This window comes from Micromonospora sp. NPDC049051 (assembly GCF_043197575.1).
Lineage (GTDB): Bacteria > Actinomycetota > Actinomycetes > Mycobacteriales > Micromonosporaceae > Micromonospora.
In genome coordinates this window covers 52,261-76,876 of sequence record NZ_JBICTL010000002.1, presented here as the reverse complement: position 1 = coordinate 76,876, position 24,616 = coordinate 52,261, and the positions used below count along the sequence as shown (strand labels likewise).

Sequence of the window (24,616 nt, the reverse complement as noted above, 5' to 3'; positions counted from 1 at the left end):
ATCGAAGGGGAAGCCCTGATCCGAGCGAGGAATGCAGCGGAGCGGAGTCCCGCAGTCCGGATCGAAGGGAACGCAACATGACCAAGCGGAGGCCCGCGATCCTCGTCCTCGAGGACGGGCGCACGTTCCACGGCGAGGCGTACGGCAGCGTCGGGGAGACCTTCGGCGAGGCGGTCTTCAACACCGGCATGACCGGCTACCAGGAGACGCTGACCGACCCCTCCTACCACCGTCAGGTGGTGGTGCAGACCGCCCCGCACATCGGCAACACCGGTGTCAACGGCGAGGACGACGAGTCGGGCCGCATCTGGGTCGCCGGCTACGTGGTGCGCGACCCGGCCCGGATCGGGTCGAACTGGCGCGCCACCGGCGGGCTGGAGGACCGGCTGGCCGCCGAGGGCGTGGTCGGCATCAGCGGCGTGGACACCCGGGCGCTGACCCGGCACCTGCGCGAGCGCGGCGCGATGCGGGTCGGCATCTCCAGCGTCGAGACCGACCCCCGGGCGCTGCTGGCCCGGGTGCGGCAGGCGCCGGAGATGGTCGGCGCGGACCTGTCCGCCGAGGTCAGCACCGCCGAGCCGTACGTGGTGGCGGCCGAGGGCGAGCACCGGTTCACGGTCGCCGCGCTGGATCTGGGCATCAAGCGCAACGTGCCGCGCCGGCTCGCCGCCCGCGGGGTCACCACCCACGTGCTGCCGGCCGGCTCAACCATCGAGGAACTGCTCGCCACCGGCGCGGACGCGGTCTTCTTCTCGCCTGGCCCGGGCGACCCGGCCACCGCGGACGCGCCGGTCGCCCTGGCCCGGGAGGTGCTCAGCCGCCGGATCCCGCTGTTCGGCATCTGCTTCGGCAGCCAGATCCTCGGCCGGGCGTTGGGCTTCGGCACGTACAAGCTCGGCTACGGCCACCGGGGGATCAACCAGCCGGTGCTCGACCGGGTCACCGGCAAGGTCGAGGTGACCAGCCACAACCACGGCTTCGCGGTGCGGGTGCCGGGCGCCGTGGCGGGGGCGGTCGTCCCCGACCAGGTGATCGAGACCGAGTTCGGTGGCGTCCAGGTGTCACACGTCTGCCTCAATGACAACGTGGTCGAGGGGCTGCGGGCCAAGGACGTGCCCGCCTTCACCGTCCAGTACCACCCGGAGGCGGCGGCCGGCCCGCACGACGCGGACTACCTCTTCGACCGTTTCGCCGAACTCATCGAGGGCCGGATGCAGAGCGAGGGGCGCACACATGCCTAAGCGGACCGATCTCAAGCACATCCTGGTGATCGGCTCCGGGCCGATCGTGATCGGGCAGGCCTGCGAGTTCGACTACTCGGGCACCCAGGCCTGCCGGGTGCTGCGCAGCGAGGGGATCCGGGTCAGCCTGGTCAACTCGAACCCGGCGACGATCATGACGGACCCCGAGTTCGCCGACGCCACGTACGTCGAGCCGATCACCCCGGAGTTCGTCGAGCTGGTGATCGCCAAGGAGCGCCCCGACGCGATCCTGCCCACCCTCGGCGGGCAGACGGCGCTGAACACCGCCGTCGCCCTGCACGAGGCGGGCGTGCTGGAGAAGTACGGCGTGGAGCTGATCGGCGCCAACATCGAGGCGATCAACCGCGGCGAGGACCGGCAGCTGTTCAAGGACATCGTCGCGAAGGCCGGCGTACGTCTGGGGATCGACGACCCGGCGGGCCTGGTGCCCCGCTCCCGGGTCTGCCACTCGATGGCGGAGGTCGAGGCGACCGTCGGCGAGCTGGGTCTGCCGGTGGTGATCCGGCCGTCGTTCACCATGGGTGGCCTCGGCTCCGGCATGGCGCACACCCCGGAGGACCTGGCCCGCATCGCCGGCGACGGGCTGGCCGCCAGCCCCGTGCACGAGGTGCTCATCGAGGAGAGCGTGCTCGGCTGGAAGGAGTACGAGCTCGAGCTGATGCGCGACCGCAACGACAACGTCGTGGTGGTCTGCTCGATCGAGAACGTCGACCCGATGGGCGTGCACACCGGTGACAGCGTCACCGTCGCCCCGGCCATGACGCTCACCGACCGCGAGTACCAGCGGCTGCGCGACCTGGGCATCGCGGTGCTGCGCGAGGTCGGCGTGGACACCGGCGGCTGCAACATCCAGTTCGCCGTCAACCCGGCCGACGGCCGGATCGTGGTCATCGAGATGAACCCCCGGGTGTCGCGGTCGTCGGCGCTGGCGTCCAAGGCCACCGGCTTCCCGATCGCGAAGATCGCCGCGAAGCTGGCCATCGGCTACACCCTCGACGAGATCCCCAACGACATCACGCTGAAGACCCCGGCGGCGTTCGAGCCGACCCTGGACTACGTGGTGGTGAAGATCCCCCGGTTCGCGTTCGAGAAGTTCCCGGGCGCCGACCCGGAGCTGACGACCACGATGAAGTCCGTGGGCGAGGCGATGAGCCTGGGCCGTAACTTCAGCGAGGCGCTGAACAAGGCGATGCGCTCGCTGGAGACGAAGGCCGCCGGATTCTGGACCGTGCCGGATCCGGTCGGCGTGACGAAGGAGAGCACCCTCGCCGCGCTGCGGATGCCGCACGACGGCCGGCTCTACACCGTCGAGCGGGCGCTGCGCCTCGGCGCGTCGATCGCCGAGGTCTCCGCCGCGTCCGGCGGGATCGACCCCTGGTTCCTGGACCAGATCGCCGCCCTGGTCGAGTTGCGCGCCGAGATCGTGGACGCCCCGGTGCTCGACGCCGAGCTGCTGCGCCGGGCCAAGCGGGCGGGTCTGTCGGACCGGCAGCTGGCCGCGCTGCGCCCGGAGCTGGCCGCCGAGGACGGCATCCGGACGCTGCGGCACCGCCTCGACGTCCGGCCGGTCTACAAGACGGTGGACACCTGTGCCGCCGAGTTCGAGGCGACCACGCCCTACCACTACTCGACGTACGACCAGGAGACCGAGGTCGCGGCGTCGGCCCGGCCGAAGGTGATGATCCTGGGTTCCGGGCCGAACCGGATCGGCCAGGGCATCGAGTTCGACTACTCCTGTGTCCACGCGGTCCAGGCGCTGCGCGGCGCGCCGACCGCCGCAGCCGCCGCGTCCGCGTCCGGGGCCGGTGCCGCGGGCACCGGGTTCGAGACCGTGATGGTCAACTGCAACCCGGAGACCGTCTCCACCGACTACGACACCGCCGACCGGCTCTACTTCGAGCCGCTCACCTTCGAGGACGTGCTGGAGGTCTGGCACGCCGAGGACTCCTCCGGCCGGGCGGCCGGCGGGCCGGGCGTGGTCGGGGTGATCGTGCAGCTCGGCGGGCAGACGCCGCTGGGCCTGGCGCAGCGGCTGAAGGACGCGGGCGTGCCGATCGTCGGCACCTCCCCGGAGTCGATCCACCTGGCCGAGGAGCGGGGCGCGTTCGGGGCGGTACTGGACCGGGCCGGGCTGCGCGCCCCGGCGCACGGCATGGCGACCTCGTACGACGAGGCGAAGGCGATCGCCGACGAGATCGGCTACCCGGTGCTGGTCCGGCCGTCGTACGTGCTGGGCGGGCGGGGCATGGAGATCGTCTACGACGACGCCACGCTGCACGACTACATCGGGCGGGCCACCGAGATCTCCCCGGACCACCCGGTGCTGGTCGACCGCTTCCTCGACGACGCCATCGAGATCGACGTGGACGCGCTGTGCGACGCCGACGGTGAGGTCTACCTCGGCGGCGTGATGGAGCACATCGAGGAGGCCGGTATCCACTCCGGCGACTCGTCCTGCGCGCTGCCGCCGATCACCCTGGCGGGCTCGCACGTGGCCCAGGTGCGCCGCTACACCGAGGCGATCGCCCGGGGCATCGGCGTGCGCGGCCTGCTCAACGTGCAGTACGCGCTCAAGGACGACATGCTCTACGTGCTGGAGGCGAACCCGCGCGCGTCCCGGACGGTGCCCTTCGTATCCAAGGCCACGGCGGTGCCGCTGGCGAAGGCGGCGGCCCGGATCGCGCTGGGCGCCACCATCGCCGAGCTGCGCGCCGAGGGGCTGCTCCCGGCGACCGGGGACGGCGGTTCGCTGCCGGCCGGCGCCCCGATCGCGGTCAAGGAGGCGGTGCTGCCGTTCAAGCGGTTCCGCACCCCCACCGGCAAGGGCGTGGACTCGCTGCTCGGTCCGGAGATGAAGTCCACGGGCGAGGTGATGGGCATCGACACCGCCTTCGGGCACGCCTTCGCCAAGTCGCAGTCGGCCGCGTACGGCTCGCTGCCGACGGCCGGGAAGATCTTCGTCTCGGTCGCCAACCGGGACAAGCGCGGCATGATCTTCCCGATCAAGCGCCTGGCAGACCTCGGCTTCGAGATCGTCGCCACCACCGGCACGGCGGAGGTGCTGCGCCGGCACGGCATCGCCTGCGAGCAGATCCGCAAGCACTACGAGTCCGGCGGGGGCGAGGACGCGGTGTCGCTGATCCTCGGCGGCGACGTGGCGCTGGTGATCAACACTCCGCAGGGCTCGGGCGCGAGCGCCCGCTCGGACGGCTACGAGATCCGCAGCGCCGCCGTCACGGCGGACATCCCGTGCATCACCACGGTGCCGGGCGCGGCGGCGGCGGTGATGGGCATCGAGGCGCGGATCCGGGGCGACATGCAGGTCCGCCCGCTCCAGGAGCTGCACGCCGCCCTCCGAGCCGCCGAATGACCCCCCGGAGCCCCCACCGCCCCGGCCCCCACCCTCGCCCGTACGCGTTGATCATGAAGTTGTCGTCGGCCGGCACGGCGTGTCGTGGCGACAACTTCATGATCAACGGGGGTGGTCGGTCGTGATGTTCGAGCGGGCCGTTCGACCGGTGCTCTTCCGGGTCGGGGGCGGGGACGCCGAGGCGGCGCACGAGTGGACGCTGCGTCGGCTGGCGGAGTTGTCCCGCCGGCCGGCGGCGCTGGCCGTGCTGCGGGCCCGGTACGCCGTCCGGGCGCCGCGCACGGTGTTCGGCGTCGAGTTCCCCAATCCGGTGGGGCTCGCCGCCGGGATGGACAAGGACGGCGCGGCGCTGCCCGCCTGGCCGGCGCTGGGGTTCGGTTTCGTCGAGGTCGGCACGGTCACCGCGCATCCGCAGCCGGGCAATCCCCGCCCCCGGCTGTTCCGGCTGCCCGACAGCGAGGCCGTGGTGAACCGGATGGGGTTCAACAACGCCGGCGCCGAGGCCCTGGCGGCCCGGCTGGCGGCGCTGCCGCGCCCGCTCGGGGTGCCGCTGGGCATCTCGCTCGGCAAGTCCAAGGTGACTCCGCTGGAGGACGCGGTGGCGGACTACCTCGCCTCCTACCGGGCGCTGCGCGGTCACGGCGACTACTTCGCGGTCAACGTCTCCTCGCCGAACACCCCCGGCCTGCGCGCCCTGCAGGACCGGGCGCACCTGGACGCCCTGCTGGCCGCGCTGGTGGGGGAGAAGCCGGTGCTGGTGAAGATCGCCCCGGACCTCACCGACGCGGCGATCGCCGAGCTGCTGGAGGTCTGCGTCGCCCGGGGCGCCGCGGGGGTGATCGCCACCAACACCACCCTGGCGCGCGACGGTCTCGCCCCGGCCGACCGGGCGCGCGGCGCGGAGACCGGCGGGCTGTCGGGGCGCCCGCTCGCCGACCGGGCCCGCGAGGTGGTCGCCTTCGTGCACCGGGAGACCGGCGGACGGCTACCGATCATCGGCGTCGGCGGCATCGTCGACCCCGACGCCGCCGCCCGGATGTTCGACGCGGGCGCCGCCCTGGTGCAGCTCTACACCGGCTTCATCTACCGGGGCCCGGCCCTGGTGCGTGCCGCCGTGCGCGCCACCGGGGGCGGCGGGTGACACCCGAGGAGATCCTGGCCGCGGACCGGGCGCACGTCTGGCACCCGTACGCGCCCCTGCCGCCGGCCAGCGCGCCCTACGTGGTGCGGGGCGCCGAGGGCGTACGGCTGCGGTTGGCCGACGGCCGGGAGCTGGTCGACGGGATGTCGTCGTGGTGGGCGGCGATCCACGGCTACCGGCACCCGGTGCTCGACGCGGCGGTGACCGACCAGCTCGGCCGGATGAGCCACGTGATGTTCGGCGGCCTCACGCACGAGCCGGCGGTGCGCCTGGCGACCACCCTGGTGGAGCTGGCGCCGGACGGGCTGGAGCACGTCTTCCTGGCCGACTCCGGCTCGGTCGGCGTCGAGGTCGCCATCAAGATGTGCCTCCAGTACCAGCGGGCCACGGGCCGGCCCGAGCGTCGCCGGCTGGGTACCTGGCGGGGCGGCTACCACGGCGACACGTTCCACCCGATGAGCGTCTGCGACCCCGAGGGCGGCATGCACCACCTCTGGGGCGACGTGCTGCCCCGGCAGGTCTTCGCCCCCGTGCCGCCCGGCGGCTTCGACACCCCGCCCGACCCGGCCTACGAGGCGGCCCTGGTGGAGGCGGTCGAGCGGCACGCCCACGAGCTGGCCGCGGTAATCGTGGAGCCGGTGGTGCAGGGCGCCGGGGGGATGCGCTTCCACCACCCGCACTACCTGCGGGTGCTGCGCGAGGTGACCCGGGCGCACGGGGTGTTGCTGATCTTCGACGAGATCGCCACCGGCTTCGGCCGGACGGGCGCCATGTTCGCCGCCGAGCACGCCGGGGTGGCGCCCGACGTGATGTGCGTGGGCAAGGCGCTCACCGGCGGGTACCTGACGCTGGCCGCCACGCTCTGCACGGCTCAGGTGGCCCGGGGCATCTCCGTCGGGGGCGTGCTGGCGCACGGGCCGACGTTCATGGGCAACCCGTTGGCCTGTGCGGTCGCCAACGCCTCCCTCGGGCTGCTGCGGGCGGGGGACTGGGCGGCGCGGGTGGCGAGGGTGCAGGCGGGCCTGCGGGCCGGCCTGGAGCCGTTGCGCCAGGCGCCGGGGGTGGCCGACGTGCGGGTGCTCGGCGCGATCGGCGTGGTGCAGCTCGACCACGAGGTGGACCTGCCCGCCGCCACCGCCGCCGCCGTGGCCGAGGGGGTCTGGCTGCGGCCGTTCCGCGACCTGGTCTACACCATGCCGCCGTACGTCACCGACGACGCCGACCTGGCCCGGATCGCCGCCGGGGTCGCCGCCGCGGTGCGGGCCGGCTGATCCGCCGGTCACGCTCCGGCGGTCGTACGCGGGCGGCGCGCGCCGCCCGCGGCAGGAGCTTGCCCCGGCGGCGGACGCCCCGGGCACCGAGGAGAGGGAGAGAACCGGATGGAGAGCTTCGGCGCCCGCCTGCACCGGGCCGTGAGCGAGCGGGGACCGCTCTGCGTCGGCATCGATCCGCACCCGGGGCTGCTGGCCCGCTGGGGGCTCGACGACGACGTCCGGGGGCTCGACCGCTTCGCCCGTACGGTCACGGAAGCCCTCGGTGACCGGGTCGCGGTGGTGAAGCCGCAGTCGGCCTTCTTCGAGCGGTTCGGCTCCAAAGGTATGCAAATTCTTGAGTCAACTATCCGACAGTTGCGGGAGGCCGGCTCGCTCGTTCTGCTGGACGTCAAGCGCGGTGACATCGGTTCGACCGTCGCCGCGTACGCCTCGGCGTACCTCGATCCATCCAGCCCGGTCCATGTGGATGCGGTGACCGCGAGCCCGTACCTCGGTGTCGGCGCGCTCGCCCCGATGTTCGAGCTGGCCGCCGAGCACGGCGGCGGGGTCTTCGTGCTGGCGCTGACCTCCAACCCCGAGGGTGCCGCCGTCCAGCGTGCCCGCACCGCCGACGGCCGGACCGTGGCGCAGACCGTGATCGACGAGATTTCCCAGCTCAACGCGGGTGCGGAGCCGCTCGGCAGCGTCGGTCTCGTGGTCGGCGCGACCATCGGTGACACAGGTCACGATCTTTCGGCGGTGAACGGTCCGCTGCTCGCCCCGGGGCTCGGGGCGCAGGGCGCCACCGCGGCGGATCTGCGGGTCGTCTTCGGCTCCGCGCTGCCGGCGGTGCTGCCCTCGTACTCCCGTGAGGTGCTGGGCGCGGGCCCGGATCCGGACGCGCTGCGGGCCGCCGCCGACCGTGCGCTGACCGACTGCCGGGCCGCCCTCGTCGCTGGTGACTGACTGACAGCTCGGTCACTTTGTGAAGATCATCGCGCGCCCACGTTGCCGAATGCGCCGTCTAACGCTAGTTTTCCCCGCGCTGGGAACCACGGACCCCTTGGTTCACAGCGACACCACGTTTCACAGATGCGGCGGTGCGTCCCGCCCGTCGCGATAGGGACCTGAGGAGAACTGGTGCCGCTCCCGTCACTGACCCCCGAACAGCGCGCTGCCGCGCTGGAGAAGGCCGCGGAGATCCGCAAGGCCCGTGCTGAGCTGAAGGAGCAGCTCAAGCAGGGCAAGACCACCCTCGGAGCCGTCCTCGAGCGTGCCGAGTCCGACGACGTCGTCGGCAAGCTCAAGGTCTCCGCCGTGCTGCAGGCGATGCCGGGTATCGGCAAGATCCGGGCCACCCAGATCATGGAGAAGCTCAAGATCGCCGACAGCCGTCGCCTGCGTGGCCTCGGCGAGCAGCAGCGCAAGGCACTGCTTGGAGAGTTCGCCGCCAACTGAGCCTGGCTGCGTGTAGAAACAAGCAGTGAGCACGGATGACGAGGCGCGCCCGGCGGCTCGGCTCACTGTCCTGACGGGGCCTTCGGGCTCCGGCACGGAGAGTGTCGTCGAGCGCGTCCGGGCGCGTTCTCCGTCCGTCTGGGTGCCGGTACCGGCCACCACGCGCCCCCGTCGGGAGCGCGAGCTGGACGGGGTCGACCGGCTCTTCCTGGCCCCCGCCGAGTTCGACCGGATGGTCACCGCCGGGGAACTGCTGGAGTGGAGCCGGATCGGGCCCCACCGGCGCGGCACCCCCCTCGCGCCCCTGCGGTCCCGCCTCGCCGCCGGTCAGCCGGTGCTGATCGGCCTCGACATCGCCGGGGCGCTGCTGGTCCGGGCGGTCCTGCCCGACGCCCGGCTGGTGCTGCTGCACCCGCCGGGGATCGTTCCCCGCCAGGTCACGCTGGCCGCCTTCGAACACACCCTCGCGCACGACCTCACCGGGCCCGTCGTAGACGAGCTGGTAGGCTTGTCCGGTTCTTCTTTCCTGGCTCCGGCGCCACCGCCCCCGCGCGGTTGAGCGCCAGCACCGCCGCGCGTGGTGCGATAGACGCAGAGGTTAATTCGTGGGATCCATCGCAAACCCCGAAGGCATCACCAACCCGCCGATCGACGAGCTTCTCGAGAAGACGACCTCGAAGTACGCGCTGGTGATCTTCGCCGCCAAGCGTGCCCGCCAGGTCAACGCCTACTACAGCCAGCTCGGCGAGGGGCTGCTGGAATACGTCGGCCCGCTGGTCGAGACCACGCCGCAGGAGAAGCCGCTCTCCATCGCCATGCGCGAGATCAACGCGGGCCTGCTCACCGCTGAGCCGACCGACCAGCCGTAACCCGCCGCGCGCCGATGTCCCCCCGGATCGTCCTCGGGGTCGGCGGTGGCATCGCCGCCTACAAGGCGTGTGAGCTGCTGCGGCTCTTCACCGAGTCGGGCCACCAGGTCCGGGTCGTGCCGACCGCGTCGGCGTTGCGCTTCGTCGGGGCCCCGACCTGGGCCGCGCTCTCCGGCCAGCCCGTCGCCGACGACGTCTGGTCGGACGTGCACGAGGTGCCGCACGTCCGCCTCGGGCAGCAGGCCGACCTGGTGGTCGTCGCCCCGGCCACCGCCGACCTGCTGGCCAAGGCTGCCCACGGCCTCGCCGACGACCTGCTCACCAACACGCTGTTGACCGCCCGCTGCCCCGTGCTGCTGGCCCCCGCCATGCACACCGAGATGTGGGAGCACCCCGCCACCGTCGCCAACGTCGCGACGCTGCGCGCGCGGGGCGTGCGCGTCATCGAGCCCGCCGTCGGCCGGCTCACCGGGGCCGACACGGGCAAGGGCCGGCTGCCCGACCCGGCGGAGATCTTCGCGGTCGCCCGCCGGGCGCTGGGCCGGGGCGTCGCGGCCCCCGCCGACCTGGCCGGGCGGCACGTGGTGGTGACCGCCGGCGGGACCCGCGAGCCCCTCGACCCGGTCCGCTTCCTGGGCAACCGCTCCTCGGGCAAGCAGGGCTACGCCTTCGCCCGCTGCGCGGTGGCCCGGGGCGCCCGGGTCACGCTGATCTCGGCCAACGTCTCGCTGCCCGATCCCGCCGGCGTCGACCTGGTCCGCGTCGGCACCACCGGCGAGCTGCGCGAGGCGACGCTGGCGGCGGCGGCCGAGGCCGACGCGGTGGTGATGGCGGCGGCTCCGGCCGATTTCCGTCCGGCGACCTACGCGCCTGGCAAAATCAAGAAGTCGGACGACGGCAGTGCGCCCACCATCGAGCTCGTCACCAACCCGGACATCGCGGCCGAGCTGGGCCGGCGCCGTCGCCCGGAGCAGGTGCTGGTGGTGTTCGCCGCGGAGACGGGCGACGCCGAGGCCAACGGCCGGGCCAAGCTCGCCCGCAAGCGGGCCGACCTCATCGTGATCAACGAGGTCGGGCCCGACAAGGTCTTCGGCGCCGAGACCAACGCGGCGACGGTCATCGGCGCGGACGGCTCGGTCAGCCGGATGCCCGAGCGGTCCAAGGAGGACCTCGCCGACGGCGTCTGGGACCTCGTGGTGGCCCGGTTGCCCAACCGTTCCTGACGGCTGGAACCGGGCACGACCGAAGGGGCCGGGACATGCCGCGGATGACTACACTGCCGCGGAACGACTTCCACACTTTAGGAGTGCCGTGACACGCCGCCTCTTCACTTCCGAATCGGTCACGGAAGGTCATCCGGACAAGATCGCTGACCAGATCAGCGACGGAATCCTCGACGCCCTGCTCGCCGAGGACCCGCGCAGCCGCGTCGCCGTGGAAACCCTGATCACCACCGGCCAGGTGCACATCGCGGGGGAGGTGACCACCAAGGCGTACGCCGACATTCCGACCATCGTCCGCCGGACCATCCTCGACATCGGCTACGACTCGTCGAAGAAGGGCTTCGACGGGGCCTCGTGCGGTGTCAGTGTCTCCATCGGCGCCCAGTCCGAGGACATCGCGCAGGGCGTCGACAACGCCTTCGAGCTGCGTACCGGGGCGTCGGAGAGCGCACTGGACGCGCAGGGCGCCGGCGACCAGGGCATGATGTTCGGCTTCGCCTGCTCCGAGACCCCGGAGCTGATGCCGCTGCCGATCGCCCTGGCGCACCGGCTGGCCCGGCGGCTGTCGCAGGTCCGCAAGGACGGCACCATCCCGTACCTGCGTCCCGACGGCAAGACCCAGGTCACGATCGAGTACGAGGGGCTGCGCCCCGTCCGGCTCAACACCGTGGTCGTCTCCAGCCAGCACGCCGCGGACATCTCGCTGGACTCGCTGCTCACCCCGGACGTGCGCGAGCACGTCATCGCCCCGGAGCTGGAGAGCCTCGGCCTCGACACCGACGGCTACCGGCTGCTGGTCAACCCGACCGGCCGGTTCGAGATCGGTGGCCCGATGGGTGACGCGGGCCTGACCGGCCGCAAGATCATCGTGGACACCTACGGCGGTTACGCCCGGCACGGCGGTGGCGCCTTCTCCGGCAAGGACCCGTCGAAGGTCGACCGCTCGGCGGCGTACGCGACGCGTTGGGTGGCCAAGAACGTGGTCGCCGCCGGCCTGGCCGAGCGGTGCGAGGTCCAGGTCGCGTACGCGATCGGCAAGGCCCACCCGGTCAGCCTCTTCGTCGAGACGTTCGGCACCGAGACGGTGCCGGTGGCCTCGATCGAGAAGGCCGTCTCGGAGGTCTTCGACCTGCGCCCGGCCGCCATCATCCGGGACCTCAACCTGCTCCGCCCGATCTACCAGCAGACCGCCGCCTACGGCCACTTCGGCCGGGAGCTGCCGGAGCTGACCTGGGAGAGCACCGACCGGGCCGCCGACCTCAAGTCGGCCGCGGGAGCCTGACCGGCACCAGGCGCAGCGACCGGCGACCCGCGGACGGGTCGCCGGTCGCTCGTGTCTGCGTCGACGTTCCCCTGGCCCACCTGGACCGCCCGTTCGACTACCTCGTCCCGGCCGAGCTGGACGCCGACGCCGTCCCCGGCGTCCGCGTGAAGGTCCGCTTCGCGGGGCAGCTCGTCGACGGCTGGCTGCTGGAGCGGGCCGACGACTCGGGGCACACCGGCCGGCTGGCGTACCTGGAGAAGGTCGTCTCGCCCGAGCCGGTGCTCGCGCCGGAGGTCGCCCGGCTGGCCCGGGCGGTCGCGGACCGCTACGCCGGCGGCCTCGCCGACGTGCTCCGCCTCGCCGTCCCGCCCCGGCACGCCCGGGTGGAGAAGGACGTCCGCGCCCGCGCCGCCGACCCCGGCCCAGCTCCGGCGGGCCCGGCCGAAGGCCTGGCTTCCCCCGGCTCGGCGCCGGCCGCCTCGGACGAAGGACCGGCAGCGCCGGGAGCGGACCCGGGTGATCCCGCCGCATCGGCAGCGGACCCGGGCGAGCCCGCCGCGCCGGGAACAGCCCTGGGCGGAGAGCCCGCCGTGCCGGCCGGTCCGGCGTCCGACGCCTGGCGGGACTACCCGGCCGGGCCGGCCCTGCTCCGGGCGCTCGCCGACGGGCGGGCCCCCCGGGCGGTCTGGTCGGCGCTGCCGGGGGAGGACTGGCCCGCCCGCTACGCCGAGGCCGTCGCCGCCACCGTGGCCGGCGGCCGGGGCGCGGTCGTGGTCGTCGCCGACAACCGCGACCTGGACCGTCTCGACGCGGCCCTGCGCGACGCCCTGGGACCGGGCCGGCACGTCTGCCTCTCCGCCGCGCTCGGCCCCGCCCGGCGCTACCGCGCCTTCCTCGCCGCCCGGCGCGGCGACGTGGCAGTGGTCGTCGGCACCAGGGCCGCGATGTTCGCCCCGGTCGCCCGCCTCGGGCTGGTGGCGATCTGGGACGACGGCGACGACCTGCACGCCGAGCCCCGCGCTCCCTATCCGCACGCCCGCGAGGTGCTGCTCACCCGCGCCCAGCTCGACGACGCCGGCGCCCTGGTGGGCGGGTACACCCGCACCGCCGAGGCGCAGCTGCTGGTGGAGACCGGGTGGGCCCGCGAGGTGGTGGCCGACCGGGCGACGGTGCGGGCGCGGATGCCGGCGATCGCGCCCACCGGCGACGACCCGCAGTTGGCCCGCGACCCGGGGGCGGCCACCGCCCGGCTGCCCAGCCTCGCCTGGACCACCGCCCGGGAGGCGCTGCGGGCCGACCTGCCGGTGCTGGTCCAGGTGCCCCGCCGCGGCTACCTGCCCTCGGTGGCCTGCGCCGGTTGCCGCACCCCGGCCCGCTGCCCGCACTGCGCCGGGCCGCTCGCGCTGCCGTCGGCCGAGGGCAGCCCCGCCTGCCGCTGGTGCGGGCGGGCCGCCGCCGCGTACGCCTGCCCGGAGTGCGGCGGGCGGCGGCTGCGCGCCTCCGTGACCGGCGCCCGGCGTACCGCCGAGGAGCTGGGCCGGGCCTTCCCGGGCGTGCCGGTGCGCACCTCTGGGCGGGAGGAGGTGCTGGCCACGGTGCCGGGCGGCGCCGGCCTGGTCATCGCCACCCCCGGCGCCGAGCCGGTCGCCGAGGGGGGTTTCGGGGCGGTGCTGCTGCTCGACTCGTGGGCCCTGCTCACCCGGGCCGACCTGCGGGCGGGGGAGGAGGCGCTGCGCCGCTGGCTGGCGGCCGCCGCGCTGGCCCGCCCCGCCTCGGCCGGCGGCCGGGTGGTGGTGGTCGCCGACGGGGCGCTGGCGCCCGTGCAGGCGCTGCTGCGCTGGGACGCCGGCTGGTTCGCCGCGCGGGAGCTGGCCGAGCGGCGGGAGTTGGGCTTCCCGCCCGCGGTACGGATGGCCAGCGTGACCGGGCTGCCGGCCGCGGTGGCGGACCTGCTGGCCGAGGCCCGGCTGCCGGCGGAGGCCGAGTTGCTCGGGCCGGTGCCGGCCGACGGGGAACGGGAACGGATGCTGGTGCGGGTGCCGCGGGCCCGGGCCGCCGCGCTGGCCGGCGCGCTGCACTCGGCGGCCGGGGTGCGGACCGCCCGCAAGGCCGCCGATCCGGTCCGCCTCCAGGTCGACCCGCTGGCCCTCTTCTGACCGGCGGGCCCGCTGCCCCGCGCGTCCGACCTGGGCCGCCGTCGCACGCCGTGTCCGGTGGGGCCTCGGTGGACGGGTGATAGCATCGCCCGTCATGCCCGGGCGTACGACGGCTCCAGGTCACGGCGTGGCGTCAGACACGCCGAGCTGGAGTTGCCGCAGGATCGCGAGACGATGGCGGGAGCGCGTCGGTTCGGCGCGATGTCGATGATGTCAAACAGCCGGTGATCAGGGGTGGACCAGTCGTGACCATTCGTCAGTCGATCGTCTTCAATGGTGACCTCGGCAGCGGCAAGAGCACCGTCTCCGTGGAGATCGCCGAGCGGCTCGGCCTGCGCCGGGTCAGCGTCGGTGACCTCTACCGGCAGATGGCGCAGGAGCGGCAGATGACCGCGCTCCAGCTCAACCTGCACGCGGAGCTGGACCAGGCCGTCGACGGCTACGTCGACCAGCTCCAGCGCGACATCGCGGCCTCGGGCGAGCGGCTGGTCATGGACTCCCGGCTGGCCTGGCACTTCTTCACCGACGCGCTCAAGGTGCACATGATCACCGAGCCGGGCGAGGCGGCCCGCCGGGTGCTGGCCCGCCCCTCCGGCCCGGCGGAGAGCTACGCCTCCATGGAGGAGGCCAAGGTCAAGCTGCGGGAGCGCAGCGAGAGCGAGCGGGGCCGGTTCATCGTCCGCTACGGGGTGGACAAGGCCCGGCTGCGCAACTACGACCTGATCTGCGACACCACCCGCGCCTCGGCCGCCGAGGTCATCGAGCACATCATCGACGCGTACGAGGGCCGGCTCTGCGCGGACGTGCTGCGCGACGCCCCGCCGCTGCTGCTGCTCGACCCGGCCCGGGTCTACCCGACCGAGGACGTCAGCCACCTGCGCGACCTGTGGGACTCGGAGTTCGTCGGCGAGGTGGCCGCCGCCGGGGACGAGGCGCTGGAGCCGCTGCGGATCGGCTACACCGGCGAGTACTTCTTCGTCGTCGACGGGCACCGCCGCCTCAGCGCCGCCCTGCAGAGCGGCTTCCGCCTGGTGCCGGCGCGGCTCGTCGCCGAGGTGGACGAGCCGGTGGTCGGCGGGATGAGCGCGGTGGACTACTTCGCCGCCCAGGCGCGACCCGGCCTGATCCACGACTGGGAGGCCGCCCACTCCATCGAGCTGCCGCTGCCCGAGCACGCCCTGCTCGGCGGCGACGCGGTCCTGGCCGGGGAGCCGGGCAGCGGCGTCTGAGCCGCCCGCCCGCGCCCGCGCGGGGCAGCCGGATGCCGTCGTCGGGGGCATGATGGGTCTTCCGGCAACGGACGGGAGGCCGCCCATGGACGCCGCCGACGCGGTCGCGCTGCTCATGTCGCCGCAGGGCCGGATCGACCCCTACCCGACCTACGAGCGGCTGCGCGCCCTCGGGCCGGTGGTGCAGACCGGCCCGGCGATGTACGTGGTGACCGGTTACGCCGAGGCCGACGAGCTGCTCCGCGACCCCCGGGTCGGGGTGCTCGACGACGGGCTGCGGGACCGGTTCCTGCCGGGCTGGCGGGAGAGCCCCGCCATCGCGTCGATCTCCCGGTCGATGCTGCGCACCAACCCGCCCGACCACAGCCGGATGCGCCGACTCGCGGCGGGCGCCTTCACCCCGCGCCGGATCGCCGCCATGCGCGAGGTGGTGGCGACCCAGGCCGAAGAGCTGATCGACGCCATGGCGCGGCGGGGCGCCGGCGGCGAGCCCGTCGACTTCCTGGCCGAGTTCGCGTACCCGCTGCCGGTCGGGGTGATCTGCGCGCTGCTCGGCGTGCCGGCGGCGGACCGGCCGCTGTTCCGGCGCTGGGCGGCCGACCTGACCGGGGTGCTGGAGCCGGAGATCACGCCGCAGGAGCTGGCCGTGGCCGACCGGGGCGCGGTCGAGCTGCGCGACTACTTCGCCGAGCTGGTCGCGGCCCGCCGGCGCGCGCCGGGCGACGACCTGACCAGCGCGCTGGTGCGGGTGCACGACACCGACGGCGAGCGGCTCTCCGGCGACGAACTGCTGGCCAACCTGATCGTGCTGCTGGTCGCCGGCTTCGAGACGACCACCAACCTGCTCGGCAACGGCCTCGCCGTGCTGCTGGCGCACCCGCGCGCGGCCGACGCGTTGCGCGGGCACCCGGAGCTCGCCCCGGCGTACGTCGAGGAGCTGCTCCGCTACGACCCGCCGGTGCAGCTCACCACCCGGGTGACCGAGGCGCCGGTCACCGTGGCCGGCGTCGAGATGCCCGCCGACGCCTGGGTGCTGGTCCTGCTCGCCGCCGCCAACCGGGACCCCCGGCGCTTCCCCGAGCCGGAGCGCTTCGACCCGTGGCGGGCCCAGAGCCATCCGCTGTCCTTCGGCGCCGGCCCGCACTACTGCCTGGGCGCCGGCCTCGCCCGGCTGGAGGCGCAGGTCGCCTTCCCGCTGCTGCTGCGCCGGCTGCCGGGGCTGGCCGTGGCCGCCCCGCCGCGGCACCGGTCCCGGCTGGTCCTGCGGGGCTTCGAGAGCCTCCCGGTGATCATCGACACCCCACCACCCGCGCCGCGTCCCGGTACGCCGGCCGGGGCGGCCGGCGGCACTCCGTAGACTGGTACGGCCCAGCCCGCCCGCCGAAGGAGCCATGCCGAGTGACCGTCCAGCCCATCCGTCTGTTCGGGGATCCGGTGCTGCGCACGCCGGCCGATCCGGTGGTCGACTTCGACGTCGAGCTGCGCAAGCTCGTCGCCGACCTGACCGACACGATGCGTGAGCAGAACGGCGCCGGCCTCGCCGCGCCGCAGCTCGGTGTGGGCCTGCGGGTGTTCACCTTCGACGTCGACGACGTGGTCGGCCACCTGGTCAACCCGGTGCTGGAGTTTCCCGACGCCGAGGAACAGGACGGCCCCGAGGGCTGCCTGTCCATCCCCGGGCTCTACTTCGACACCAAGCGCCGGCAGAACGTGATCGCCAAGGGCTTCAACAGCTACGGCGACCCGATGCAGATCGTCGGCACGGGGCTGATGGCGCGCTGCGTGCAGCACGAGACCGACCACCTCGACGGGGTGCTCTTCGTGGACCGGCTGGACCCGGCCGGGCGCAAGGCGGCGATGAAGGCGATCCGCCAGGCGGAGTGGTACGACGCGGGCGCCCCACCGACGGTGAAGCTCAGCCCGCACGCGGCCGGCAGCCCCTTCGGTCTGGGGCGGTGAGCCCGTGCGCGTGATCTTCGCCGGTACGCCGGCCGTCGCCGTACCCGCCCTGGCCGCCGTTGCGGCCTCCCGCCACGAACTGCTCGCCGTGGTCACCCGGCCGGACGCTCCGGCGGGGCGCGGGCGCGGGCTGGCCCGTTCCCCCGTCGGGGCGTGGGCCGACGAGCACGGGATCGAGGTGCTCACCCCCGCCCGGCCGCGCGAGCCGGAGTTCCAGGAGCGGCTGCGCGAACTGGCTCCCGACTGCGTACCCGTGGTGGCCTACGGCGCGCTGGTGCCGCCGGCCGCCCTGGAGATCCCCCGGCACGGGTGGATCAACCTGCACTTCTCGCTGCTGCCCGCCTGGCGCGGTGCCGCGCCCGTGCAGCACGCCGTGCTGCACGGCGACGAGCTGACCGGGGCGAGCGTGTTCCAGCTGGAGGAAGGGCTGGACACCGGCCCGGTCTACGGCACGCTGACCGACGAGATCCGCCCCACCGACACGTCCGGCGACCTGCTGGAGCGGCTGGCCCACTCCGGCGCCGGCCTGCTGGTGGCCGTTCTCGACGCGATCGACGACGGCACCGCCCGGGCCGAGCCGCAGCCCGCCGACGGGGTGTCGCTGGCGCCGAAGCTGACCGTGGAGGACGCCCGGGTGCGCTGGTCCGATCCCGCCTTCGCCGTCGACCGCCGGATCCGGGCCTGCACCCCGGCGCCCGGCCCGTGGACGACGTTCCGGGGGGAGCGCGTCAAGCTGGGCCCGGTCACGCCGGTGCCCGACGGTCCGGAGTTGAAGCCGGGTGAGCTGCTGGTGGAGAAGTCCCGGGTGCTGGCCGGCACCGCCACCACGCCGGTACGGCTCGGCGAGGTCCGGGCGGCGGGCAAGCGGGCGATGCCGGCGACCGACTGGGCGCGGGGCGTCCGGGTCTCCGCGGGGGAGGAACTCGCGTGACGGGCCCATCGGAACGGCCCTCGGGCGACCGCTTCTCCGCCGAGCCACGCGGCGAGCGCCCCGAAGGGGAACGGCGCGACGAGCGCTTCGACGGTGAGCGACGCGGTGGGCGCCCCGAGGGTGAACGACGCGGCGGGCGCTTCGACGGGGAACGACGCGGCGAGCGTTCCGGCGGGCGCTTCGAGCGCCCCTCGGGCGGCCAGCGCGGCGAGCGGCCGGCGCGCGGCGGGCAGTGGGGCGCGCGGGCCGGCGGTGACCGCCGCGACGGTGCCCGGCGTCCGGCCCGCCCGGCGGTGGACCTGCCCCGCCAGGTGGCCTACGAGGCGGTCGCGGCGGTGCACCGCGACGACGCGTACGCGAACCTGGCACTTCCGTCGCTCCTGCGCGACGCGGGGCTGGTCGGCCGGGACGCCGCCTTCGCCACCGAGCTGACCTACGGCACGCTGCGCCACCTCGGCACCCTCGACGCGATCCTCAGCGACGCCGCCGGGCGGGACGTGCAGCGCATCGACCCGCCGGTACGCGACGCGCTGCGGCTCGGGGCGTACCAGCTCCTGCACACGCGGGTGCCGGCGCACGCCGCGGTCTCGTCGACCGTCGACCTGGTCAGGTCGGTGGGCGCCGGCGCGACGGGCTTCGCCAACGCGGTGCTGCGCGAGGTGGCCGGCCGGGACGCCGACGCCTGGGTGGCCAAGCTGGCCCCGTCGGCCGAGAGCGACCCGATCGGGCACCTCGCTCTGGCGTACAGCCATCCGCAGTGGATCGTGCGGGCCTTCGCCGAGGCGCTCGGCGGCGACCTCGGCGAGACCACCCGGCTGCTCATCGAGGACAACGAGCGCCCGCCGGTGCACCTGTGCGCCCGGCCGGGGCTGGCCGACCCGGCGGAGCTGGCCGACGAGGTCGGTGGCGCACCGGGGGCCTTCTCCCCGTACGCCGTCTATCTCTCCGGCGGGGCGCCCGGCGATCTGCCGGCGCTCGCCCAGGGGCGGGCCCACGTGCAGGACGAGGGCTCCCAGTTGGTGGCCAACGCCCTGGCGGCGGCGCCGCTCGACGGCCCGGACGGGCGCTGGCTGGACCTGTGCGCCGGCCCGGGCGGCAAGTCCGGCCTGCTGGGCGCCCTGGCCGCCCAGCGGGACGCGCGGCTGACGGCGGTCGAGGTCGCCGAGCACCGGGCCCGGCTGGTCGAGCAGGCCACCCGGGGTCTGCCGGTGACCGTGCTGCACACCGACGGCCGCAGCGTCGGCGCGGACCCGAAGCTGCCGGAGGCGCACTTCGACCGGGTGCTCGTCGACGCGCCCTGTACGGGGCTGGGGTCGTTGCGCCGCCGGCCGGAGTCGCGCTGGCGGCGCCAGCCCTCGGACCTGCCGCCGCTGACCCGGTTGCAGCGCGAACTGCTGGCGGCGGCGCTGCGCGCCGTCCGGCCGGGCGGGCTGGTCGCCTACGTGACGTGCTCCCCGCACACCGTGGAGACGCACGTGACGGTGACCGAGGCGGCCCGCCGCTCGGGGGTGCCGGTCGACTTCGTCGACGCCCGGCCGTTGCTGCCGGCGGGGATGCCCGGCCTCGGCGACGGGCCGACGGTGCAGCTGTGGCCGCACCGGCACGGCACCGACGCGATGTTCCTCGCGATGCTCCGCCGCACCTGAGCGGGGCGTACGGGACGTACCGGCCCTGATCGGGCCGGCTTGGCGACGCCCGGGTCCGTAGCGGCGCACCGCGCCCGGCGGCCCGGGCGCCGTCGTCCGTCCACTGTCTCCCCAAACACGCTCCGAGGTGACATCATCAGTCGTCACCTATCGAGGAGTGTCCATGAAACGAAGAATCCTGACCGTTGGCGCCGCACTCGCCGTCTTCGCCGCCGGCGCGGTGGCGCCGGCCGTCGGGCCGGCGTCGGCCTCCCCGGCCGCAGGTCTGCTCGCGCCCGCCGCGCAGGCCCTGGCCGCGCCGGACATCGCGGTGGCCAACGTCCAGGCCCACCTCACGCAGTTCCAGACCATCGCCACCCAGAACGGTGGCAACCGGCGGGCCGGCAGCGCCGGCTACACGGCCTCCGTCGCGTACGTGAAGGCGAAGCTCCAGGCCGCCGGGTACACGGTCACCGAGCAGGTCTGCACCGACTGCACGTACCGGTCGAACAACCTGATCGCCGAGTGGCCGGGCGGCCCCGCCGACCAGGTCGTCATGTTCGGCTCGCACCTCGACGGCGTCTCCGCCGGCCCCGGCATCAACGACAACGCCACCGGCTCGTCGGCGCTGCTGGAGAACGCGCTGGTGCTGGCCCAGCAGAACCCGCCGATGACCAAGCGGGTCCGGTTCGCCTGGTGGACCGACGAGGAGCAGGGCCTCAACGGCTCGGACTTCTACGTCCGTTCGCTGACCGCCACCCAGCGGGGCTACATCAAGGGCTACTACAACTTCGACATGATCGGCTCCACCAACGGCGGCTACTTCATCAACCGGATCACCTCCGCCACCGCCGCGCCGCTGAAGGCGTACTGGGACTCGCTGAACCTCCAGCCGGAGGAGAACGTCGAGGGCCAGGGCCGTTCCGACGACTACCCGTTCGCGCAGGCCGGCATCCAGACCTCCGGGTACGCCGCGGGCGCCAGCGCCCGCAAGACCGCGGCGCAGGCCACCAAGTGGGGCGGCACGTCCGGCTCGGCGTACGACCCGTGCTACCACCGCTCCTGCGACACCACCTCGAACGTCAGCGCCACGGTGCTCAACCGCAGCGCCGACGGGATCGCGTACGCCATCTGGCAGACCGCCGTGGGCTCGGCGACCAACGACTTCTCCGTCGCGGTGAGCCCGACGTCGGGCTCGGTGCAGCGGGGCGCGTCGACCACGGCGACGGTCTCCACGGCGACCACCGCCGGTACGGCCCAGACGGTCGCCCTGTCGGCGACCGGCCTGCCGACGGGCGTCACCGCGTCGTTCAGCCCGTCGTCGGTCACCTCCGGCGGCTCCGCCACGCTGACGCTCAGCGCGTCGGCCTCGGCCACGGTCGGCACCTTCACCGTCACGGTCACCGGCACGGGCTCCGGCGCCACGCGCTCCGCCAGCTACACGCTGACCGTCGGTGGGGGCGGCAGCTGCGCGGGCGGGCAGCTGATCGGCAACGGCGGGTTCGAGAGCGGGTCGTCGCCGTGGACGGCGTCGTCCGGCGTGATCACGAACGACGCCGCCCAGCCGGCGCGTTCCGGTACGTACAAGGCGTGGCTGCTGGGCTACGGCTCGACGCGGACGGAGACGCTGTCGCAGTCGGTGACGATCCCGGCGGGCTGCACGACCTACACGCTGTCGTTCTGGCTGCACATCGACACGGCCGAGACGACGACGAGCACCGCGTACGACCGGTTGGTGGTGCAGGTGGGCACGGCCACGCTGGCGACGTACTCGAACCTGAACGCGGCGGCCGGATACACGCAGCGGTCGTTCAACGTGGCGGGCTACGCGGGCCAGACCGTCACGCTGAAGTTCACCGGCACCGAGGACGTCTCGTTGCAGACCAGCTTCGTCATCGACGACGTGACGCTGCAGGCCAGCTAGCGGCGGCAGGGGTCGGGGCGGTCACCTCGGTGGCCGCCCCACTCGCGTCGTGCCGGGCGGTGCGCCCGCGTTCCAGGCGGTCCGGGCTGTCAGGTGACCGGCCCCTCAGGTGACCGGCCCCTCAGGTGACCGGCAGGCCCTTCGTGCCGGCGCCCTTCACCGACCGGGTGAGGTTGCGGTCGCTGACCCACAGGAAGCACTGCACGCCCCGGTTGCCGTTGCGCCACTCCCGCTCGAAGGGGTGGTAGTAGATCGTGCCGGCCCGGTACTGCATGTCGCCGTTGTCCGGCACCCGGGCGTACCTGGCGATCAGCGTCCGGCACGCCCGGTGCACCTTGCGGGTGTCGCGGGTGAAGGCGTCGTAGCTGGTGTCGGGGGCCTGCCAGATGCCGACGAACTCGGCGCGGTGCTTGCTGGTGCAGGCCACCGGCACCATCTCCCGCACGTCGTCGGCCCGTACCGTCGGGTTGAAGCAGCGGTGGGCGAGCGGGGCGGCGCCGGTCAGCGCGCCGCGCAGGCTGCCCGTCCGGTCCTGCACGCCGGCCTCGTCGAGGCTGGTCTGCTCGCTCAGGTCGCAGCGGAACCAGCGGGCGCCACCGCCCCACGCCTGCGGCGACGGCAGCACCACGTTGAGCCCGAGCCGGCCGGAGCGCCAGTCGCCGCCGAGCACCTCCTCGGCCTTCCCGTCGCACTCGGCGCGGGCGGCGCGCATGCCCGCCGAACCGGCCGGCGGGGGCGTGGTCCGGTCGGCGGCCGCACCGGTCAGCGTGCCGACGTGCACGGTCTCCGTGCGGTGCGACAGCGCGCAGTCGACGGGGTGGTAGGCGGTGAGGTAGCCGACGTCCTGCACGCCGGAGTGGCAGACCCCGGCAGCGGGAACGAACATCTGCGGCGCGGCGGGCGCCGGCCAGTCGTCGGTCAGGTCACGGTCGGTGCCGGCCGGTGCGGCGCAACCGGTGAGCGCCAGGACCGCCACCGCGCCCACCGTGGCCGCCGTCCACCACCGTCGCATCCCGACCTCCCGCCGTTCGTGGACCGCACCCGACGGCGGCCGGCGCGGCGGTCCCGGCCGCGCGGACGCCGCCGGACACGCCACGGTGCGGCAGCATACGGCACCCTCGCTCAGCTCGCGGGCAACCCTCGCGGCCCGGCGCCCCGCATCGACCGGGTCAGCTTCCGGTCGTCGCTCCACAGGAAACACCGCACCCCCCGGTCGCCCTCCTGCCACTCCCGCTGCGACGGGGGATAGAAGATCGAACCGGCCCGGTACGGCAGGTCGGCGTTGTTGGGCAGCTCGGCGAAGGAGGCGATGAGCGCCATGCAGCGCGTGTGCGCCTGCCGGTGGGAGCGGCCGAACTCGGTCCAGGTCATGTCCCGCTCCACGTAGACGCCGACGAACTCGGCGCGGTGCGGCTCGGTGCACAGCACCGGCGCCATGTAGTTCAGGTTGTCGCCGATCAGTTTCGGGTCGAAGCAGCGGTGCAGCAGCGGGGAGTCGCCGACCAGCGCGCCCCGCAGGCTGCCCGTGCGGTTCACCGGCCGCGTGTTGTCGATGCTGCCGGTCTCGCTCAGGTCGCAGCGGAACCAGCGGGCGCCGCCGCGCCACGCCGCGGTGGCGGGCAGCGCGATGGTGAGGGTGACGCGGCCGGCGTGCCAGTCGCCGCCGAGCACCTCGCGGGCGCGCTGGTCGCACTCGGCGCGGGCCGGCCGCAGGGCTGCCGAGCCCGGTTCGGGTCGCTCGCCGGCGGCGGCGGGGCCGGTGAACCTGCCGACGTGCACGGTCTCGGCCAGGTGGTTGCGGGAGCAGTCCACCGCCTCGTAGGTGCGGGCCTGCACGACGGCGGCGATCCGGGGCAGGCAGGCGTCCGTGGCCGGCACGAACAACTGCGGCGCCCGCAGCGCCGGCCAGTCGTCGGTGAGGTCACCGTCGGCCCCGCCGGGTCGTACGCAGCCGGACAGCAGGACCGTCAGCGTGCCGGCCAGCGCCAGCGCCGCGAGCCACCGTCGCATCGTCCGCCCTTTCCGGAGGAGCTGACGCGTCGACCGCCGCCGGGCACCGCGCGGGGCGTACGGGGCACGTCACCGTCCCTGATGGAGTCTCGCCGCGTTTCCGTCGTTCGGCCAGTCCCGGATGGCGCTTCGTCCGGTTCCACCGCGCCGGGAGGCCAATTCTGCACCACTGGTCACCGCCGGGTCACCAGGTGTCCCGGTGGGTGTCCCGACGGGTGGCGCGCTGCGGGTGACCGTCGGGCGCATTCGTACACTGGCCCCGTGACCGTACCGCCGCTGATCGTCGCGCCCAGCATCCTCGCCGCCGATTTCGCCCGTCTCGCCGAAGAGGTCCGCGCCGTCGAGAACGCCGCGGACTGGCTGCACGTGGATGTCATGGACAACCACTTCGTGCCCAACCTGACCATCGGACTGCCCGTGGTGCAGAGCCTGCGGGCCGCCACCGAGCTGCCCTTCGACGTGCACCTGATGATCGAGGATCCGCGCCGGTGGGCGCCCGGGTACGCCGACGCCGGGGCGTACAACGTCACGTTCCACGCCGAGGCGTGCGACGACCCGGTGGCCCTGGCCAAGGACCTGCGCTCGGCGGGGGCCAAGGCCGGGCTGGCGATCGACCGGGACACCCCGATCGAGCCCTACCTGGAGCTGCTGCCGAGCTTCGACACGCTGCTGATCATGACCATCAAGGCCGGCTTCGGCGGGCAGCGGTTCATCCCGCAGTTGCTGGACAAGGTCCGTACGGCCCGTCGGCACGTCGACGCCGGGCACCTCGAACTGCGCATCGAGGTCGACGGTGGCATCGCCGCCGACACCATCGCCCAGGCGTCCGAGGCGGGTGCCGACGCGTTCGTCGCCGGCACGGCCGTCTACGGCGCCGACGACCCCGCCGAGGCCGTGCGGAAGCTGCGGGCACTCGCGGAACGCGCCGCGCCCGGGGCCTGA

Annotated in this window: 20 protein-coding genes; 18 read left to right on the top strand and 2 right to left on the bottom strand. The window is 74.2% G+C overall.

The annotated features are described in order from the left end of the window. The first annotated feature begins 77 nt into the window (after positions 1–77). From carA to ACGFIR_RS07560, 17 genes are all read left to right on the top strand, one after another. Entirely contained in the window at positions 78–1,241 is a 1,164-nt protein-coding gene (gene carA / locus ACGFIR_RS07640; RefSeq protein WP_393143825.1) for a glutamine-hydrolyzing carbamoyl-phosphate synthase small subunit, read from the top strand. After that, positions 1,234–4,632 (top strand): carbamoyl-phosphate synthase large subunit, encoded by a 3,399-nt coding sequence (gene carB / locus ACGFIR_RS07635; protein WP_393005726.1) that lies wholly within the window; start codon positions 1,234–1,236, stop codon positions 4,630–4,632. Before carA ends, carB begins: the two co-directional genes overlap by 8 nt. Positions 4,633–4,753: 121 nt before the next feature. Continuing rightward, positions 4,754–5,773, top strand: coding sequence for a quinone-dependent dihydroorotate dehydrogenase (locus tag ACGFIR_RS07630; protein ID WP_393005724.1), 1,020 nt, complete (start codon positions 4,754–4,756; stop codon positions 5,771–5,773). Next, a complete protein-coding gene (locus ACGFIR_RS07625) occupies positions 5,770–7,044 on the top strand; it encodes an adenosylmethionine--8-amino-7-oxononanoate transaminase (RefSeq protein ID WP_393143823.1) in 1,275 nt (424 codons plus the stop codon). The genes ACGFIR_RS07630 and ACGFIR_RS07625 overlap by 4 nt, the downstream gene beginning before the upstream one ends. 108 nt (positions 7,045–7,152) lie before the next feature. Then, positions 7,153–7,992, top strand: coding sequence for an orotidine-5'-phosphate decarboxylase (gene pyrF, locus ACGFIR_RS07620; RefSeq protein WP_393005720.1), 840 nt, complete (start codon positions 7,153–7,155; stop codon positions 7,990–7,992). 174 nt (positions 7,993–8,166) lie between these two features. Further along, the gene (gene mihF, locus ACGFIR_RS07615) at positions 8,167–8,484 is read left to right on the top strand and encodes an integration host factor, actinobacterial type (RefSeq protein ID WP_007458370.1); all 318 of its coding nucleotides are present in this window, start codon (positions 8,167–8,169) and stop codon (positions 8,482–8,484) included. A 25-nt stretch (positions 8,485–8,509) separates the two neighbouring features. Continuing rightward, positions 8,510–9,043 carry a guanylate kinase gene (locus ACGFIR_RS07610; protein WP_393005718.1) on the top strand — a complete coding sequence of 178 codons (534 nt, stop codon included), beginning with the start codon at positions 8,510–8,512 and terminating at the stop codon, positions 9,041–9,043. Between the two features lie 46 nt (positions 9,044–9,089). After that, positions 9,090–9,353 (top strand): DNA-directed RNA polymerase subunit omega, encoded by a 264-nt coding sequence (gene rpoZ, locus ACGFIR_RS07605; protein ID WP_007075826.1) that lies wholly within the window; start codon positions 9,090–9,092, stop codon positions 9,351–9,353. A gap of 14 nt (positions 9,354–9,367) precedes the next feature. After that, complete coding sequence (gene coaBC, locus ACGFIR_RS07600; protein WP_393005716.1) at positions 9,368–10,576, top strand: bifunctional phosphopantothenoylcysteine decarboxylase/phosphopantothenate--cysteine ligase CoaBC; 1,209 nt, start codon at positions 9,368–9,370, stop codon at positions 10,574–10,576. An 88-nt stretch (positions 10,577–10,664) separates the two neighbouring features. After that, complete coding sequence (gene metK, locus ACGFIR_RS07595; protein WP_393005714.1) at positions 10,665–11,858, top strand: methionine adenosyltransferase; 1,194 nt, start codon at positions 10,665–10,667, stop codon at positions 11,856–11,858. A gap of 71 nt (positions 11,859–11,929) precedes the next feature. Further along, entirely contained in the window at positions 11,930–13,996 is a 2,067-nt protein-coding gene (locus ACGFIR_RS07590) for a primosome assembly protein PriA (protein WP_393006298.1), read from the top strand. A 245-nt stretch (positions 13,997–14,241) separates the two neighbouring features. Next, positions 14,242–15,225 (top strand): AAA family ATPase, encoded by a 984-nt coding sequence (locus tag ACGFIR_RS07585; RefSeq protein WP_393005712.1) that lies wholly within the window; start codon positions 14,242–14,244, stop codon positions 15,223–15,225. 85 nt (positions 15,226–15,310) lie between these two features. Beyond that, positions 15,311–16,582, top strand: coding sequence for a cytochrome P450 (locus tag ACGFIR_RS07580; protein WP_393005710.1), 1,272 nt, complete (start codon positions 15,311–15,313; stop codon positions 16,580–16,582). A gap of 41 nt (positions 16,583–16,623) precedes the next feature. After that, entirely contained in the window at positions 16,624–17,184 is a 561-nt protein-coding gene (def, locus tag ACGFIR_RS07575; RefSeq protein ID WP_393005708.1) for a peptide deformylase, read from the top strand. Between the two features lie 4 nt (positions 17,185–17,188). Further along, entirely contained in the window at positions 17,189–18,115 is a 927-nt protein-coding gene (fmt, locus tag ACGFIR_RS07570; RefSeq protein ID WP_393143821.1) for a methionyl-tRNA formyltransferase, read from the top strand. After that, positions 18,112–19,761, top strand: coding sequence for a transcription antitermination factor NusB (locus ACGFIR_RS07565; RefSeq protein WP_393005704.1), 1,650 nt, complete (start codon positions 18,112–18,114; stop codon positions 19,759–19,761). The genes fmt and ACGFIR_RS07565 overlap by 4 nt, the downstream gene beginning before the upstream one ends. Positions 19,762–19,924: 163 nt before the next feature. Continuing rightward, positions 19,925–21,664: a M28 family peptidase gene (locus tag ACGFIR_RS07560; protein ID WP_393143819.1), complete on the top strand. Its 1,740-nt coding sequence runs from the start codon at positions 19,925–19,927 to the stop codon at positions 21,662–21,664. A 121-nt stretch (positions 21,665–21,785) separates the two neighbouring features. Here the strand turns inward: ACGFIR_RS07560 and ACGFIR_RS07555 are convergent, their stop codons facing one another. Together ACGFIR_RS07555 and ACGFIR_RS07550 are read right to left on the bottom strand one after the other, a co-directional pair. Then, positions 21,786–22,676, bottom strand: a complete 891-nt coding sequence (locus tag ACGFIR_RS07555; RefSeq protein ID WP_393143817.1) for a septum formation family protein — start codon at positions 22,674–22,676, stop codon at positions 21,786–21,788. A 110-nt stretch (positions 22,677–22,786) separates the two neighbouring features. After that, a complete protein-coding gene (locus ACGFIR_RS07550) occupies positions 22,787–23,674 on the bottom strand; it encodes a septum formation family protein (protein WP_393143815.1) in 888 nt (295 codons plus the stop codon). A gap of 261 nt (positions 23,675–23,935) precedes the next feature. Here ACGFIR_RS07550 and rpe point away from each other — a divergent pair, with 261 nt between their 5' ends. Further along, a complete protein-coding gene (gene rpe, locus ACGFIR_RS07545) occupies positions 23,936–24,616 on the top strand; it encodes a ribulose-phosphate 3-epimerase (RefSeq protein ID WP_393005696.1) in 681 nt (226 codons plus the stop codon).

Excerpts from the sequence above, each read along its gene's own strand:
- carA (WP_393143825.1), top strand. The coding sequence starts at position 78 with ATGACCAAGCGGAGGCCCGCGATCCTCGTCCTCGAGGACGGGCGCACG.
- carB (WP_393005726.1), top strand. The coding sequence starts at position 1,234 with ATGCCTAAGCGGACCGATCTCAAGCACATCCTGGTGATCGGCTCCGGG.
- pyrF (WP_393005720.1), top strand. The coding sequence starts at position 7,153 with ATGGAGAGCTTCGGCGCCCGCCTGCACCGGGCCGTGAGCGAGCGGGGA.
- coaBC (WP_393005716.1), top strand. The coding sequence starts at position 9,368 with ATGTCCCCCCGGATCGTCCTCGGGGTCGGCGGTGGCATCGCCGCCTAC.
- ACGFIR_RS07580 (WP_393005710.1), top strand. The coding sequence starts at position 15,311 with ATGGACGCCGCCGACGCGGTCGCGCTGCTCATGTCGCCGCAGGGCCGG.
- ACGFIR_RS07560 (WP_393143819.1), top strand. The coding sequence starts at position 19,925 with ATGAAACGAAGAATCCTGACCGTTGGCGCCGCACTCGCCGTCTTCGCC.
- ACGFIR_RS07555 (WP_393143817.1), bottom strand. The coding sequence starts at position 22,676 with ATGCGACGGTGGTGGACGGCGGCCACGGTGGGCGCGGTGGCGGTCCTG.
- ACGFIR_RS07550 (WP_393143815.1), bottom strand. The coding sequence starts at position 23,674 with ATGCGACGGTGGCTCGCGGCGCTGGCGCTGGCCGGCACGCTGACGGTC.